16 protein-coding genes and 1 pseudogene are annotated in these 16875 nt (G+C 54.1%); 9 read left to right on the forward strand and 8 right to left on the reverse strand.

Translation table 11 applies throughout. The annotated features are described in order from the left end of the window. The 7 genes and pseudogenes from KXR87_RS15185 to dnaA form a co-directional block, all read right to left on the reverse strand. A complete protein-coding gene (locus KXR87_RS15185) occupies nt 1-1227 on the reverse strand; it encodes a DUF3748 domain-containing protein (protein ID WP_437433066.1) in 1227 nt (408 codons plus the stop codon). Between the two features lie 99 nt (nt 1228-1326). After that, nucleotides 1327-1482 (reverse strand): annotated as a pseudogene (locus KXR87_RS15190) (MFS transporter); the annotation flags it as partial. Continuing rightward, on the reverse strand, nt 1473-2294 hold the full coding sequence (gene yidA / locus KXR87_RS15195; RefSeq protein ID WP_437433067.1) for a sugar-phosphatase: 822 nt from the start codon (nt 2292-2294) through the stop codon (nt 1473-1475). The pseudogene KXR87_RS15190 and the gene yidA, both read right to left, overlap by 10 nt. A 171-nt stretch (nt 2295-2465) precedes the next feature. Further along, nucleotides 2466-4880: a DNA topoisomerase (ATP-hydrolyzing) subunit B gene (gene gyrB, locus KXR87_RS15200; RefSeq protein ID WP_437433068.1), complete on the reverse strand. Its 2415-nt coding sequence runs from the start codon at nt 4878-4880 to the stop codon at nt 2466-2468. Nucleotides 4881-4908: 28 nt separating this feature from the next. Then, a complete protein-coding gene (gene recF / locus KXR87_RS15205) occupies nt 4909-5982 on the reverse strand; it encodes a DNA replication/repair protein RecF (RefSeq protein ID WP_437433069.1) in 1074 nt (357 codons plus the stop codon). A 147-nt stretch (nt 5983-6129) separates the two neighbouring features. Beyond that, nucleotides 6130-7230, reverse strand: coding sequence for a DNA polymerase III subunit beta (gene dnaN / locus KXR87_RS15210; RefSeq protein WP_437433070.1), 1101 nt, complete (start codon nt 7228-7230; stop codon nt 6130-6132). Nucleotides 7231-7248: 18 nt separating this feature from the next. Beyond that, the gene (gene dnaA, locus KXR87_RS15215; RefSeq protein WP_437433071.1) at nt 7249-8649 is read right to left on the reverse strand and encodes a chromosomal replication initiator protein DnaA; all 1401 of its coding nucleotides are present in this window, start codon (nt 8647-8649) and stop codon (nt 7249-7251) included. Between the two features lie 373 nt (nt 8650-9022). On the opposite strand from dnaA, the gene KXR87_RS15220 reads away from it, so the two are divergent. The 9 genes from KXR87_RS15220 to KXR87_RS15260 all read left to right on the forward strand — a co-directional run bounded on the left by KXR87_RS15220 (nt 9023) and on the right by KXR87_RS15260 (nt 15392). Next, complete coding sequence (locus KXR87_RS15220; protein WP_437433112.1) at nt 9023-9088, forward strand: hypothetical protein; 66 nt, start codon at nt 9023-9025, stop codon at nt 9086-9088. Between the two features lie 229 nt (nt 9089-9317). Then, a complete protein-coding gene (rpmH, locus tag KXR87_RS15225) occupies nt 9318-9458 on the forward strand; it encodes a 50S ribosomal protein L34 (RefSeq protein WP_000831330.1) in 141 nt (46 codons plus the stop codon). Nucleotides 9459-9475: 17 nt separating this feature from the next. Next, nucleotides 9476-9835, forward strand: a complete 360-nt coding sequence (gene rnpA, locus KXR87_RS15230; protein WP_088221260.1) for a ribonuclease P protein component — start codon at nt 9476-9478, stop codon at nt 9833-9835. Beyond that, entirely contained in the window at nt 9799-10056 is a 258-nt protein-coding gene (yidD, locus tag KXR87_RS15235; protein WP_437433072.1) for a membrane protein insertion efficiency factor YidD, read from the forward strand. Before rnpA ends, yidD begins: the two co-directional genes overlap by 37 nt. Nucleotides 10057-10058: 2 nt before the next feature. Further along, nucleotides 10059-11702: a membrane protein insertase YidC gene (gene yidC / locus KXR87_RS15240; protein WP_437433073.1), complete on the forward strand. Its 1644-nt coding sequence runs from the start codon at nt 10059-10061 to the stop codon at nt 11700-11702. A 147-nt stretch (nt 11703-11849) separates the two neighbouring features. Continuing rightward, entirely contained in the window at nt 11850-13214 is a 1365-nt protein-coding gene (mnmE, locus tag KXR87_RS15245; protein WP_437433074.1) for a tRNA uridine-5-carboxymethylaminomethyl(34) synthesis GTPase MnmE, read from the forward strand. After that, on the forward strand, nt 13211-13891 hold the full coding sequence (locus KXR87_RS15250) for a hypothetical protein (protein ID WP_437433075.1): 681 nt from the start codon (nt 13211-13213) through the stop codon (nt 13889-13891). The genes mnmE and KXR87_RS15250 overlap by 4 nt, the downstream gene beginning before the upstream one ends. A 166-nt stretch (nt 13892-14057) precedes the next feature. Beyond that, entirely contained in the window at nt 14058-14804 is a 747-nt protein-coding gene (locus KXR87_RS15255) for a 4'-phosphopantetheinyl transferase family protein (RefSeq protein WP_437433076.1), read from the forward strand. A gap of 21 nt (nt 14805-14825) precedes the next feature. Then, entirely contained in the window at nt 14826-15392 is a 567-nt protein-coding gene (locus tag KXR87_RS15260) for an NADPH-dependent FMN reductase (protein WP_437433077.1), read from the forward strand. Between the two features lie 58 nt (nt 15393-15450). On the opposite strand, the gene KXR87_RS15265 is transcribed toward KXR87_RS15260, so the two are convergent. Further along, entirely contained in the window at nt 15451-16785 is a 1335-nt protein-coding gene (locus tag KXR87_RS15265) for an NCS2 family permease (protein WP_437433078.1), read from the reverse strand. Between the last annotated feature and the right edge of the window lie 90 nt (nt 16786-16875).

Here is a 16875-nt window from a genome sequence, read left to right on the forward strand (position 1 = left end):
TTACAGACCCGTTTCCGTTACCCAGAGTTGACGGAAACCCTCCACCTCTTCCATCCAGGCGATGCGTTTCCCGTCAGGCGAGAACACGACCGCGTCGGCGGAGGGGGGATTTGCGTGATCGGAAGTCAAAAAGGTGATTTCACCACTCTGGGCATCGCAGAGCGCAATACGGTTTTCAACAATAAAACCCAGCGCCTTACCTGTTGGATGCCAATTGAACGCGGACTGAATGCCAGTGGTTAATTGGGTCAGCTGTTGTGGCTCACCGCCCTCGGCGGATATCAGCCAGAGTTGCACAACGCCCGCGTCGTCTCGCATCAGAAAAGCAATGTGTGTCGCCTGCGGATTGCTGCGCACCCAGTGTCGCGGAACGTTAACCAGCCCAGGCCATGTGCGCCGATGGGTGAACGTCAGTCGCTGCTGAATAACGCCTTTCGGCGGCGCTGGCAGGGTGGTTGCCGTCCCCTCCAGTGGTGCATCGTCCGCCTGTTTCCAGCCGGACGCACTCTCAGGCAACGTCACAATAAACAGCTCCGGCACTTTCTCGCCTTTTTCTGACAGGGTATCGCCAATAAACGCAATCCTGCCGTTACCCACCCATCCCTCTTCGTAAGCCCGGTTAATCTCATCGCTGCCCGGCATGGGGTTAACGGTTGTACGACTGACCAGCACGCACCAGTGGCTGCCTGCATATTCACGCGGATGCATACCACCAGGCACCACCGGGCCATACGGCACCGCCACCCCCACATTGCGCAGGTCGCAGCGGGCATCCCATTCATGCATCACATGATCGTTATAGGTAAAGCTGACCTTTTCACCGTTGGGGCTAAACACATGCACATGGCTGCCGCCGCGCAATGCCCCTGGAGTATAGGGGGCGGTGATATCCATCGCATCCAGATTCGCGGTGTTGCCTTGGGTGGTAATGACGCCCCGGCGGTGGTGAAAGTCATAGTGCCAGTCGGCATCCGGGTTTTCCGGGCCGTGGATAAACACATATTTCTCGTCATGGGGATGAACGGTCACCACGCCGACATGCGCGCCTTCAGGTGCCTGATAGATAACCTCAAGCTCGCCAGTATGAATATTGACGCGCTCAATGGTTTTTCCGGTAAAGGAGGCGCCGGACGGACGCACATCAAACACCAGCCACTGGCTGTCCGGTGTCCAGGTATGAATGTTGGTAAGTTGATGATGACGGGGAGCTGTGGTGATCTGTTTCATGTGTTGGATAACCCTGATGCCATGTTTTGCATCAGGGTATCGCAAGGCAGAGGGATTAACCTACCCGTTTTACATCCCCGGCCAACAGGATAGAGGAGAGAGCCCCACCAGCTTGCGGTGGAAAATCCGCTTCCAGTCCGCTCGGGTTAACGGCTGGCGCGCCTCTTTTTTCACCGGCGCATCACCGTCAATCAGACCACCGCCTTCGCGGATGTACTCAAGTTCTGCCGGCGTCAAGCTTTTAGTCAGACGGGGGAGTTCAGTACAAACTTCTCAATGACGTAAGCCACGCCATCTTCCAGATTAGATTTGGTGACAAAGTCAGCCACCTCTTTGACAGACGGAATAGCGTTATCCATCGCAACACCCATGCCAGCGTATTCGATCATAGCGATGTCGTTTTCCTGGTCGCCAATGGTCATGACCTCTTCCGGCTTGATACCCAGCACATCGGCCAGTGATTTCACGCCGGTGCCTTTATTCACGCGCTTATCGAGTATTTCGAGGAAATAGGGCGCGCTTTTCAGCACGGTATATTTCTCTTTCACTTCCGCCGGAATACGGGCAATGGCTTTATCCAGAATCTCTGGTTCGTCAATCATCATCACTTTCAGGAACTGGGTGTTCGGGTCCATATTTTCCGGCTCGCAGAACACCAGCGGGATGGTCGCGACAAAGGATTCATGCACCGTGTAGAAGCTGATGTCGCGGTTAGCGGTGTAGAGCGTGTTGCGGTCAAGCGCATGAAAGTGAGAACCGACCTCGCGGGACAGTTTTTCCAGATACAGATAGTCGTCATAACTCAGCGCAGTTTGCGTCACCGTGCTACCGTCACTGGCATTTTGTACCAGCGCGCCGTTGTAGGTGATGCAATAATCCCCGTCACGCTCCATATGCAGCTGTTTGACGTAAGCATGCACACCGGCGTAAGGACGCCCGGTGGTCAGGACAACTTTGACGCCACGTTCACGTGCGGCCGCAATAGCATTTTTAACAGCAGGAGAGATGGTATGGTCCGGTAACAACAATGTTCCGTCCATATCAATTGCGATAAGTTTGATAGCCATGAGATCCCCGGAGTAAATGATTCCAGACTCATGCTAACGCGATTTAGCTCAAAAAACAGCAAAAGAGTCGGGGGAAAAGGGGCCGGGATCGTAGCGAAAGATTCCTCTTTTGCGGGCAAAAAAAAGCCCGGAGGCAGGATGCCACCAGGCTTTAATGCAGACGATGACCGATTAAATATCGATATTCGCCGCTTTCAGGGCGTTCTCTTCGATAAAGGCACGACGTGGTTCGACGGCATCGCCCATCAGGGTGGTAAACAGCTGGTCTGCCGCAATTGCATCTTTAACCGTGACGCGCAGCATACGGCGGCTGTCCGGATCCATAGTGGTTTCCCACAGCTGATCCGGGTTCATCTCACCCAGGCCTTTATAACGCTGAATCGAGAGGCCACGACGGGACTCTTTCACCAGCCAGTCCAGCGCCTGCTCGAAGCTGGCAACCGGTTGTTTGCGCTCGCCACGCTCAATGTACGCATCTTCCTCGATCAGACCACGCAGCTTCTCGCCCAGCGTACAGAGACGACGATACTCCGCACCGGTCACAAACTCATGATCCAGCGGGTAATCAGTGTCCACACCGTGGGTACGGACACGGATAATCGGCTCAAACTGCTGCTGTTCAGCGTTTTCACGGATGTCGAATTTCCACAGGCTACCGTGCTGCTCACTCTCATTAAGCTCAGTGACCAGCGCATTGACCCAGCGTGTTACGGTCTGTTCATTACCCAGATCGCTCTCACTCAGCGTCGGCTGGTAGACCAGCTCTTTCAGCAGGCTACGCGGGAAGCGACGTTCCATACGACCAATCATCTTCTGCGCGGCGTTGTATTCGGAAACCAGACGCTCCAGCGGCTCACCGGCGAGAGCCGGCGCACTGGCGTTGGCGTGCAGAGTCGCACCGTCCAGCGCAATGGAAATCTGGTACTGGTCCATCGCTTCATCATCTTTGATGTACTGCTCCTGCTTGCCTTTCTTCACTTTGTACAGCGGCGGCTGAGCAATATAAACATGGCCACGCTCAACGATTTCCGGCATCTGACGATAGAAGAAGGTCAGCAGCAGCGTACGGATGTGCGAACCATCGACGTCCGCATCGGTCATGATGATGATGCTGTGGTAACGCAGTTTGTCCGGGTTGTACTCATCGCGGCCGATGCCACAGCCTAAAGCGGTGATAAGCGTAGCGACTTCCTGCGAGGCGAGCATTTTGTCAAAGCGCGCCTTTTCAACGTTCAGGATTTTACCTTTCAGCGGCAGAATGGCCTGGTTTTTACGGTTACGCCCCTGTTTTGCAGAGCCGCCCGCAGAGTCCCCTTCCACCAGGTAGAGTTCAGAGTGTGCCGGGTCACGCTCCTGGCAATCCGCCAGTTTGCCCGGCAGGCCTGCCAGGTCCAGCGCGCCTTTACGGCGGGTCATTTCACGGGCGCGACGTGCCGCTTCACGGGCGCGCGCTGCGTCGATAATTTTACCCACCACGATTTTGGCGTCAGAGGGGTTTTCCAGCAGGTATTCGTTCAGCAGTTCGTTCATCTGCTGTTCAACCGCCGATTTCACCTCAGAGGAGACCAGCTTATCTTTGGTCTGGGAGGAGAATTTCGGGTCCGGCACTTTAACCGAGACAACGGCAATCAGGCCTTCACGGGCATCGTCACCGGTGGCGCTGACTTTGGCTTTTTTGCTGTAGCCTTCTTTATCCATGTAGGCGTTCAGGGTACGGGTCATCGCTGCGCGGAAGCCCGCCAGGTGCGTACCGCCGTCACGCTGAGGAATGTTGTTGGTAAAGCAGTAGATGTTTTCCTGGAAACCGTCGTTCCACTGCAACGCCACTTCGACGCCGATACCGTCTTTTTCGGTAGAGAAATAGAAGATATTCGGGTGGATCGGGGTTTTATTTTTGTTGAGATATTCAACAAATGCCTTGATGCCGCCTTCATAGTGGAAGTGATCTTCTTTGCCGTCGCGTTTGTCACGCAGGCGAATAGATACGCCGGAGTTCAGGAAGGAGAGCTCACGCAGGCGTTTTGCCAGAATCTCGTATTCGAATTCAATAACGTTGGTAAAGGTTTCGTAGCTCGGCCAGAAACGCACCATAGTACCGGTTTTTTCGGTTTCACCGGTGACTGCCAGCGGCGCTTCCGGAACGCCGTGCGCGTAAATCTGGCGATGCACTTTATTATCGCGCTGGATAACCAGCTCCAGTTTCTGCGACAGGGCGTTAACCACTGAAACGCCGACGCCGTGCAGACCACCAGAAACTTTATAGGAGTTGTCATCGAATTTACCGCCCGCGTGCAGTACGGTCATGATGACTTCCGCGGCAGAGACACCCTCTTCCGGGTGAATACCGGTCGGGATCCCACGACCATCATCCTGTACAGAAACCGAGTTATCGCTATGGATAGTGACAACGATGTCTTTACAGTAACCTGCGAGCGCTTCGTCGATAGCGTTATCCACAACCTCAAATACCATGTGGTGCAGACCGGTGCCGTCATCCGTATCGCCGATATACATGCCCGGGCGCTTACGTACCGCATCCAGCCCTTTCAGGACTTTGATACTGGAGGAGTCATAAGAATTCGACATCAACGTTTCTCGCTCATTTTATCTTGGGTTAATCCGTTATTTTACCCTTTTCCACGGTGAACATCTTCGAATTTTTGTCCGACATGTCCATAACGTGTTCAGCGCTTATGGCACTGACAAAAACCTGTGATTGCGAAGCTTTTAAGCGGCTGGCAAGCAGTCCGCGCTTCTCATCATCAAGTTCGGAGGCAAAATCATCTATCAGGTATAAGCACCGTCTTCCGCTTTCACGGGTTAAAAACTCGCCCTGCGCCAGTCGCAGAGCACACATCAGCAGTTTTAACTGCCCACGGGAAAGCGTATCTTCTACCGGCGCACCGTCTGCACGAATGCGGAAATCCGCTTTATGCGGGCCGTGTGCGGTATAAGTCAGCATACGATCGCGCTCAAAGCCCCTTTCGAGCACTTCGGCGTAATCGGTCTCCTTTTCCCAGCCGCGCTGAAAAGAGAAGGTCAGGTTGAATTCCGGTAAAAATTGTTTGCAGGTGTCCGCCATATCAGCCGCGATGGCGGCACTGTACAGGGCACGCCAGCTACTGATTTGCTCGGCCAGCGGGATGAGTTCTTTGTCCCAGGGGCGCAATTGCCCGTAATGCCCCACCTGACGCAGCGCGGCATTACGCTGTTTGAGCAACCTTTTGAGATTGCTCCACGCGGTAAAGAATCCGGGCTCGTTGTGAAAGCAGCCCCAGTCAAGGAAGGCTCTCCGGTATTTAGGGCCACCGTTAAGTAACGTAAAGCCCTCGGGCGTGATGAGCTGCATCGGCATCAACAGCGCCAGCTCTGCCACCTTGTGACCGTCGGTGCCATCAATGCGCACCGTGCTGTCACCAAGCTTATCTTTAGTGAGACCAATGGCGGTTTCTCGCTCTTCACCCAGCAATCGCCCGTGCAATACGAAGGATTCCTGTTCGTGGCGGATCACACGACCAATCTGCAAGCTGCGAAATGCCCGGCCATGACCGAGCGTGTAGATGGCTTCCAGCACGCTGGTTTTGCCGCTGCCGTTGGCACCTACCAGGAAATTAAAGCCAGGAGACAAGGCGAGATCCGCATTTTCGATATTGCGGAAGTCTTTGATGAGTAATCGGGTAAGCGACATATTTCAGAGCATCGTCCAGGGGGCGTGAGTGTCGCAGCCAGTTCGTCTACCGCCAGCGCGCCGAAAGCGGAGCGTACACGAAGTACGTGAGCATTTCGAGCACTGCCGGGAGGCGAAATGGCAAGTAAACCAGCCCCGTTTCAGATACTACAGTCTCATGGGCATGACAACATAGGCCGCGCTTTGCGATGCCGCATCTTCAATCTGCACGCTCGACACCGAATCCGTCAGCAGAATGCGCACATTCTCGCATTTCAACGCATTAAGCACATCAAGCACGTAGCTGACGTTAAAACCAATTTCCATCTCACTGCCCGCGTAAGTGACATCAAGGATCTCTTCTGCCTCTTCCTGCTCAGGGTTATTCGCCGTGATTTTTAATTGATTTTCACTGACATAAAGGCGCACACCGCGGAACTTCTCGTTAGAGAGAATCGCCGCGCGGGCGAAAGCCTGCTTGAGAATATCGCAGCCGGCATCAAGATGTTTATCCGGGTTCTTCGGCAATACGCGGCGATAATCGGGGAAACGACCGTCAACGAGCTTCGAGGTAAAGATAAAATCACCGACGTGCGCGCGGATGTTGTTGCTGCCAATCTGCACCCGGAGCGGATTCTCCCCGCCGTCGAGCATTCGCATCAGTTCGATGACGCCTTTACGCGGCACAATCACTGAATGGTTGGGCAGGCTGACGCCAATTGGCATAGAACAGACCGCCAGACGGTGACCGTCGGTCGCGACGGTGCGCAGCTCTTCACCTTCAGTTTCGAACAGCATACCGTTTAAGTAGTAACGCACATCCTGATGGGCCATCGAGAACTGCGTCGCTTCGATCAGACGCTTCATCGTGGCCTGAGGGAGGGTGAATTCCACTTCGCTCTGCCAGTCATCCAGATTCGGAAAGTCAGCGGCTGGCAGGGTGGAAAGCGAGAAACGGCTGCGTCCGGAACGGACCAGCATACGTTCACCCTCAAGCTGCACGGCGATTTCCGCCCCTTCCGGCAGACCACGGCAGATGTCAAAAAACTTACGTGCCGGTACGGTTGTCGCACCAGGCTCATGCGCCGCCTGTAGGCTGACGCGGGCAACCATTTCCATTTCGAGATCGGTGCCGGTCAACGACAGGATACCGTCTGCCACCTGCAACAGCAGATTACCGAGGATAGGCAGCGTCGGACGGCCGCCCAGCGGGCCACTGACCTGTTGCAGCGGCTTTAAAAGATGTTCACGTTCAACGGTAAATTTCATAGCGTCACTTTCATCGCATCAGGAAGACAATGTTCTGATTAAGTTGGAAAAATCTTCTTTGATATCGTGGCTCTCTTCACGCAACTGCTCAATTTTACGGCAGGCATGGAGCACGGTAGTGTGGTCCCGACCGCCAAACGCATCGCCAATCTCCGGCAGGCTGTGATTGGTCAGTTCCTTCGCCAGCGCCATCGCCATCTGACGCGGGCGAGCCACCGAACGGGAGCGGCGTTTAGACAGCAGGTCCGCCACTTTAATTTTGTAATACTCCGCCACCGTCTTTTGAATATTGTCGATGGTGACCAGCTTTTCTTGTAATGCCAGCAGATCGCGCAGCGCCTCGCGCACGAAATCTATCGTTATTGCGCGTCCTGTAAAGTTGGCATTAGCAATCACACGGTTCAGCGCACCTTCGAGTTCACGCACGTTAGAGCGTAGACGCTTGGCAATAAAGAACGCCACCTCGCCTGGCAGACGGATGTCATTCTCGTCCGCTTTTTTCATCAGGATCGCCACGCGGGTTTCCAGTTCAGGCGGCTCGATCGCTACCGTCAGTCCCCAACCAAAACGGGATTTCAGACGATCTTCAACCCCGTTGATCTCTTTGGGATAACGATCCGACGTCAGTATGATCTGCTGATTGCCCTCAAGCAGAGCGTTAAAGGTGTGAAAAAACTCTTCCTGCGAGCGCTCTTTATTAGCAAAGAACTGAATATCATCGATAAGCAGCGCATCCACTGAGCGATAATAGCGTTTAAACTCTTCGATCGCGTTGTTTTGTAAGGCTTTAACCATATCCTGTACAAAACGTTCAGAGTGCATATAAACCACTTTGGCATTGGGCTTACGCGCCATAATGCCATTACCTACCGCATGTAAAAGGTGGGTTTTACCTAAGCCCGTTCCCCCATAGAGGAAAAGCGGGTTATACGCGCCGCCCGGGTTGTCTGCCACCTGACGGGCCGCCGCACGCGCCAGCTGGTTAGATTTACCTTCGACGAAGTTATCAAAAGTATGTTTGAGGTTAACGTTAGAACGGTAGGTGGGCTCCGCTGGTGCCGGCACATTATCCCAACCAGAACGCGCTGCCGGGGCAACACGCTGCGGTTGTTGCACGTGAGGCGTTTGTACCGGAGCGGCTACATGAGCAGGCTCCCGGTGCAGTTGCGTAACGGGTTTTGTCCCGACTTCAAAACGCAGTTGCGGCACATCCGTGCCGCAGAAATCGTTCAGCAGCCCGTTAATATTATTGAGGTATTTGTCTCTGACCCAATCGAGTACAAAACGGTTTGGCGCATACAAAGCCAGCGTGTTATCGCTCAGTTCCGCCTGCAAAGGGCGGATCCACATGCTGAATTCTGTGGCTGGTAACTCATCCTGCAATCGGGCAAGACACTGCTGCCAAAGCGAAAGTGACACGGCGGACTCCACTCGAACAAAATCGATAAATAAAAGACAGAAACATTAATGATTGTTGACACACGTCGATAAGACCCAGCAGGGGTGACGTGCGAACCGCTATCTGCGGTTTTACACTTCATCCTTCCGGCTGCCATGTTGCAGGCGGCTCTTTGCGCGACGAAGAAGGATAGTGTAATGCCCGGCGCTGATCCCTGGATCGCGATCGGGACCGCGGATCATAGCCTAAACTGCTTCAGAGATCTTGTGTTTCTCACAGATTCTTCACGATTTATCCACAGGGCAATCGGGAATCGGCTAAGTGTAAACGATCCCGGATAGGGTGCGGGACGATTTACACCGCATATTGGAAAATTTAATGAGTAATCCCGAAATGGGGCTTAATCGATCTAACGAAGATCCTGGACGATCCTTGCGATTTCCTGTTTGGGTCGTATAATCCTCCCCCCGGCGCGTTAAGCTCATTTTCAACCGTCGGACGCTGACTGTTTTTCACCCTAAAATGTGCAAAAATAGACGCGTTATAAGGAAAGAGAATTGACTCCGGAGTGTACAATTATTACAATCCGGCCTCTTAAATCACCCACACTGAAGCGTTAGTCGTTCGCTTAGCCTTACGGGCATACGCAAAAGTCAGTGAATTCATTCAAGTTTAGGTAGAAATCGCCATGAAACGCACTTTTCAACCGTCCGTACTGAAGCGCAACCGTTCTCACGGCTTCCGTGCTCGTATGGCTACTAAAAATGGTCGCCAGGTTCTGGCTCGTCGTCGCGCTAAAGGCCGCGCACGTCTGACCGTTTCCAAGTAATAAAAGCTAACCCCTGAGTGGTTAAGCTCGCTTTTCCCAGGGAGTTACGTTTGTTAACTCCCAATCATTTCACCTTCGTCTTCCAGCAGCCACAACGGGCTGGCACGCCGCAAATCACCATCCTCGGCCGCCTGAATTCGCTGGGGCATCCCCGTATCGGTCTTACCGTCGCTAAAAAAAATGTTAAACGAGCTCACGAGCGCAATCGGATTAAACGTCTGACGCGTGAAAGTTTTCGTTTGCGTCAGCACGAGCTTCCAGCAATGGATTTCGTGGTGGTAGCGAAAAAGGGGGTTGCCGATCTCGATAACCGTGCTCTCTCGGAAGCGTTGGAAAAATTATGGCGCCGCCATTGTCGCCTGGCTCACGGCTCCTGATAGGCCTTATCCGGGTCTATCAAATCCTGATTAGTCCGCTACTCGGGCCGCGTTGCCGTTTCACCCCAACCTGTTCTCACTATGGAATTGAGGCATTGCGCAGGTTTGGAGTGATAAAAGGCAGTTGGTTGACAGTGAAACGCGTATTAAAATGCCACCCTTTACATCCGGGTGGAGACGATCCCGTCCCGCCAGGACCCTTTAATACCAGAGAACACTAACGATGGATTCGCAACGCAATCTTTTTGTCATCGCTTTGTTGTTCGTGTCTTTCATGATCTGGCAAGCCTGGGAGCAGGATAAAAATCCTCAACCTCAGCAGCAGATCACGCAGACTACGACCACCGCAGCGGGTAGCGCAGCCGACCAGGGCGTACCAGCCAGTGGCCAGGGGAAACTGATTACGGTTAAAACTGACGTGCTTTCCCTCACCATCAACACCCGTGGTGGTGATGTTGAGCAGGCACTGCTTCTGGGTTATCCGAAAGAACTGGGTTCTAACGAGCCTTTCCAGTTACTGGAAACCACCCCGGAGTTTATCTATCAGGCGCAGAGCGGTCTGACCGGTCGTGACGGCCCGGATAATCCGGCGAATGGACCACGTCCGCTGTACAACATTGATAAAGATGCGTTCGAACTGGCGGATGGCCAGAACGAACTGGCGATTCCGTTGACCTATACAGATGCAGCGGGTAACACCTTCACCAAAACCTTCACCCTGAAACGTGGTGAATATGCGGTGAACGTGGGCTACAACGTGCAGAACGCCAGCGAAAAACCGCTGGAAGTCTCTTCCTTTGGTCAGCTGAAGCAATCCATCAATCTGCCATCGCACCGCGATACCGGCAGCAGCAACTTCGCCCTGCATACTTTCCGTGGCGCGGCCTACTCCACGCCGGATGCGAAGTATGAGAAATACAAATTCGATACCATTGCTGATAACGAAAACCTGAACATCAGTGCCAACAACGGCTGGGTAGCCATGCTGCAACAGTACTTTGCTACCGCATGGATCCCGCGTGTTGATGGCGCGAATAACTTCTATACCAGCAACCTGGGTAACGGCGTTGCCGCTATCGGCTACAAATCCCAGCCGGTTCTGGTACAACCAGGCCAGACCGCCGCGCTGAACAGCACCCTGTGGGTGGGCCCGGAGATTCAGGACAAAATGGCTGCCGCTGCACCACACCTGGATTTGACCGTGGATTATGGCTGGTTGTGGTTCATCTCTCAGCCGCTGTTTAAACTGCTGAAATGGATCCATAGCTTCCTCGGCAACTGGGGCTTCTCCATCATCGTTATTACCTTTATCGTTCGTGGCATCATGTACCCGCTGACTAAAGCGCAGTACACCTCCATGGCGAAAATGCGTATTCTGCAACCTAAGATCCAGGCAATGCGTGAGCGTCTGGGTGATGATAAACAGCGTCAAAGTCAGGAGATGATGGCGCTGTACAAAGCGGAGAAAGTGAACCCGCTGGGCGGTTGTTTCCCACTGCTGATTCAGATGCCAATCTTCCTGGCGCTGTATTACATGCTGATGGGCTCTGTAGAGCTGCGCCACGCGCCTTTCGCTCTGTGGATCCATGACCTGTCTGCACAGGACCCGTACTACATCCTGCCGATTCTGATGGGCGTGACGATGTTCTTCATCCAGAAGATGTCGCCGACCACCGTAACCGACCCGATGCAGCAGAAGATCATGACCTTCATGCCGGTCATCTTCACCGTGTTCTTCCTGTGGTTCCCGTCAGGTCTGGTGCTGTACTACATCGTCAGCAACCTGGTAACCATCCTTCAGCAGCAGCTGATTTACCGTGGTCTGGAGAAGCGTGGCCTGCATAGCCGCGAGAAGAAAAGCTCCTGATACGCTTTATTTTTCAAGCCGCAGCGGCGTTAGCTGCATGCACTTACCGCCTTGCTGCAGCTTGAATGATTTTGAGTATTCACGGTAAAGTTAATGCCAGAGAAGGCGGTCATTAGACCGCCTTTTTTACATTTAAAGAGAACTATCATGAGCCATAACGACACCATTATCGCCCAGGCAACCCCACCCGGCCGCGGCGGCGTCGGTATCCTGCGTATCTCTGGCCTGAAAGCCCGTGAAGTAGCCCAGACCGTTCTGGGCAAGCTGCCAAAGCCTCGTTACGCCGATTATCTGCCGTTCAATGACGTTGACGGCAAGGCGCTGGATCAGGGGATCGCCCTGTGGTTTCCGGGCCCGAATTCGTTTACGGGCGAAGATGTGCTGGAGTTACAGGGACACGGCGGCCCGGTCATTCTGGATTTACTGTTGAAGCGTATTTTGACGATCCCGGGCGTGCGCATCGCCAATCCGGGCGAGTTCTCCGAGCGCGCTTTCCTTAATGACAAGCTGGATTTAGCCCAGGCGGAAGCCATTGCTGACCTCATTGATGCCAGCTCTGAGCAGGCGGCACGTTCCGCGCTGAACTCGTTGCAGGGTGCATTCTCTGCCCGCGTAAACCACTTAGTGGAAGCACTCACTCACCTGCGGATCTACGTTGAAGCGGCTATCGACTTCCCGGATGAAGAAATAGATTTTCTTTCCGATGGCAAAATTGAAGCCCAGCTCAATACGGTCATTGTCGATCTGGACGCTGTACGCGCTGAAGCGCGTCAGGGTAGCCTGCTGCGTGAAGGGATGAAAGTAGTGATTGCAGGTCGCCCCAATGCCGGTAAATCAAGCTTGCTGAACGCGCTGGCGGGCCGTGAAGCGGCGATCGTGACGGACATTGCCGGCACTACACGCGACGTACTCCGTGAGCACATCCATATTGACGGCATGCCGCTACATATTATCGACACCGCCGGCCTTCGTGATGCCAGTGATGAAGTTGAACGCATCGGTATCGAACGCGCCTGGCAGGAGATCGAGCAAGCCGACCGCGTGCTGTTTATGGTGGATGGCACCACGACCGATGCGCAGGATCCCGCTGAAATCTGGCCTGACTTCATTGCCCGTCTGCCGCAAAAATTGCCGATTACCGTTGTGCGTAACAAAGCCGATGTCACAGGCGAGACGCTGGGTATCAGCGATGTGAATGGTCACTCACTTATTCGTCTTTCCGCACGGACCGGCGAGGGTGTAGAGGCGTTACGAAACCATCTTAAGCAAAGTATGGGGTTCGACACCAACATGGAAGGCGGCTTCCTTGCTCGCCGTCGTCACCTTCAGGCGCTGGAAGAGGCGGCAAATCACCTGCAACAAGGCAAAGCACAGCTGCTGGGCGCCTGGGCTGGCGAGTTACTGGCCGAGGAGCTACGCCTTGCACAGCAGTCGTTAAGCGAGATTACCGGCGATTTCACCTCCGACGATCTGCTGGGGCGTATTTTCTCCAGCTTCTGTATCGGGAAATGACCACGACCGCGGAGTTGCTTAGCGCCCTCTACGAGGCGACCAGTGAAAAAACGCTGGCCGCCTGGCTGACGGCGCCTGATTGCGGCGCGCCCATGCATCAGCCCTATTACGATCCACATAAACTGGCGCTGGCAACGGGATTTCAGCCCGCAATGCCGGAGGGGATTTCCGCGTTGCGCCATGCCCTGGCCTCGCTGACGCAGGGTGACGAGCGGGCAGATGTGCTCCCCCCGGACGGTTTCCATTTTACTTTTTTGCCCGTCACCCTCCCGCTCTATGAGCAGTATGGTCAGCCTGAGGATATCGCGCCGTTGCTTACCCTCTGGCAGACCTGGCGTCAGCAACAGGTTCAGATCCGTGATCTGCGGCTGGTCGCGCTGCCCGGTCAGCTTTTACTGGCAGGAATACCTGATGAGGAAAGCCTGCGTTCACGTCAGGCATTCTGCGAGGCGCTGCTGGCTTCTCCCTGGCGCGATCGCCTGATCGCCCGTCATGCACATACCCCATTGCCACCGCCATTCTGGCACACCACACTGTTACGATATCGTGCACAATTCCTTCCCCTGCCAGTTCGGCACTTTTTTATGCAGCATCGGCATCAGCGCTTTGGCAGCGTAGCGGGAGGCGTGATCCTGGCTCAGGTGAACTACAACTGGACGCAGGTATATCCCTGCTAATCCAATTGTGAAGGAAATATGTAGATGAGTACCTATTGACTAAATTAATTGTAAAAGTCGCCCCCAGGGGCTTTTCAGATAGGTTTTTCCACATTAAAACCTAAGCGATATACGCGATAATGCGAATTATCGTTTTCAGTACCAGACCATTATCATGGAGCGAAAAATGGCCATGCATTTTGCAAGAGGGATCCTCTCAGAACGATGTGTAGATTCAGCCCGACTGTCACAACTCTGTCGTGACAGTGCAAGGCAACTTCCCGATCACCAGCAGTCGCGTTTCCTGGCCTCAAGAGCCTTGCTCGCCGAGCTCATGTTTATGCTATATGGCGTCAGTGAATTGCCGGACATCATGACGGAGTCCTCAGGACGCCCCAAATTTGCCGATCCCGATCTACCCCACTTTTCGCTGGCTTATGCCGGGAACATGGTGGGTGTTGCCATCACGACCGAAGGTGAATGCGGCCTGGATATGGAACTCCAGCGTGCAACACGTAGCTTTCATAGCCCACATGCCCGGCAGGGCAAGCATTTTTCCAGCAATGAACTGCTCTGGATTAACAACCAGAACGATCCGAACGAAGCCCAGGCGCAGCTCTCCACCCTCCGGCAAAGCGTACTGAAGCTCATCAGCCAGATACAGGATGGGCCTGACATGCTGCAGCTATTGCCCGGTGCCGGGCGCCTGCGCGTTCAGCAGCTGGCCCAGGTAGAAGTGCTGTGCGATGCCGAAGATGTCCTTATCTGGTCGGTCGCTGCGACGCCCGCAATAGAGAGCCTGAAAATCTGGGAATATGACAGTAAAAATGGCTGGCGTTATCTCGCTGATGTACAGACCCGGGCTAACGATCCTGCCTCCCGTTTAATGCGTTTTACCAGCTTGCCTGCGGAAAAAGTTCTCCACTCTCACTGATTTTATCGCAAGGAACAGATAATGACGGCACCCCTGAAAGTTGTGACATTACTGGGAAGTCTGCGCAAAGGATCATTCAATGCAATGGTTGCCCGCACGCTGCCTGGGCTCGCCCCGGCGGAAATGACGATCTCCCCCTTACCCTCGATCGGTACTTTTCCGCTTTATGACGCCGATCTTCAGCAAGATGAGGGTTTTCCGGCAAGCGTGGAAGAGATGGCGCAGCAGATTCGTGAAGCCGATGGGGTGGTGATCGTAACCCCGGAATATAACTATTCGGTACCGGGTGGATTAAAGAATGCTATCGACTGGCTCTCCCGCCTGCCTGTCCAGCCTTTTGCGGGTAAGCCAGTGCTGATTCAGACCAGCTCTATGGGCACCATTGGCGGCGCGCGCTGTCAGTACCATTTGCGCCAGATTCTGGTGTTCCTGGATGCGATGGTGATGAACAAACCGGAGTTTATGGGCGGTGCCATTCAGAACAAGGTCGACCCGCAGAGGGGAGTCGTCGTAGACAAAAGTATCCTTGATCACCTGACCAAGCAGCTCGCGGCGTTTAGCGATTATATTCAGCGCGTTAAAATCTGATAAAAAAAGCCCGGTCGCATCATCGCGTACCGGGCCTGTTTCACTGCCGTGGCTGAGATTAATGGTCGATAAAGACGATTTTCAGCAGGAACAGTAGCGCAACGACAATCACACACAGGCTCAGGTCGCGCAGACGGCCAGTGAAAATCTTCATCACGCAGTAGGAGATGAAGCCCAGCGCGATACCTTCAGTGATTGAGAAGCTGAACGGCATCATCACCGCAGTAATAAACGCAGGAACCGCTTCTGTCAGGTCATCCCATTTTACGCGAGAGAGGCTGGAGGTCATCAGCACACCCACGTAAATCAGCGCGCCTGCGGCAGCGTAACCCGGCACCATACCCGCCAGCGGCGAAAGGAAGATAACCAACAGGAACAGGATGCCAACGACAACGGCTGTCAGACCCGTGCGGCCACCCACCGAGACACCGGAAGAGGACTCAATATAGGCCGTCACGGAAGAGGTGCCGATAAAGGAGCCGGCAACGGACGAAATACTGTCGACATACAGCGCCTGCTTCATACGCGGGAATTTACCCTTTTCGTCCACCAGCCCTGCTTTATCGGTCACACCGATAAGCGTACCGGAGGAGTCGAACAGGTTCACCAGCATGAAGGAGAAAATCACCCCGGCGAGGCCAATGTTAAAAGAACCGGCCAGATCAACATTACCCACCACGCTTGTAATGCTCGGCGGAGCCGAGACAATCCCGTGATACTGCACATCGCCCAGCAACCAGCCCAGCAGGGTGGTCACAACGATGGAAACCAGCACCGCAGCATGGATGTTACGGGAAGCCAGAATCGCGATGATAAAGAAGCCCAGCACGCCCAGCAGGACGCTATGTGAGGTCAGGTTACCGATCGACACCAGCGTGTCTTTGTTCGCCACGATAACGCCCGCGTTTTTCAGCCCCATCATGCCGATGAAAAGACCGATGCCGCTGGTAATACCCACACGCAGGCTGACCGGAATATTGGCAATCATCCAGTAACGCACACGGAAGATGGTGAGCAGCAGCAGGCCAACGGCGCCCCAGAAAATCGCGCCCATGCCAATCTGCCAGGAGAGGCCCATCGCCCCGACAACCACAAACGCAAAAAACGCATTCAGACCCATCGCAGGTGCCAGTGCCACCGGCAGGTTAGCAACCAGGCCCATCAGAATGCTTCCGAACGCCGCAATCAGGCAGGTGGTAACGAATACCGCGCTGGTATCCATGCCAGCGACACCCAAAATCTGCGGGTTTACAAAAACGATGTACACCATCGTCAGAAAGGTGGTGAAACCGGCGATCACTTCGGTGCGTGCCGATGTGCCGTGTTCGCGCAGTTTAAACACGCGTTCAAGCAACCCCTGGCCCGACGCCTGGGTAGTCTGTTGTTGGCTCATTATCAATTTCCGAACAAGGGAGGGAAAATTCGTCGCTATCCTATACCAAAATGAGACACTATTGACCGTTATCGCCCACTTTTTTTCATT

Origin of the sequence: Yokenella regensburgei, assembly GCF_051486985.1 — a bacterium.
Lineage (GTDB): Bacteria > Pseudomonadota > Gammaproteobacteria > Enterobacterales > Enterobacteriaceae > CBFFRJ01.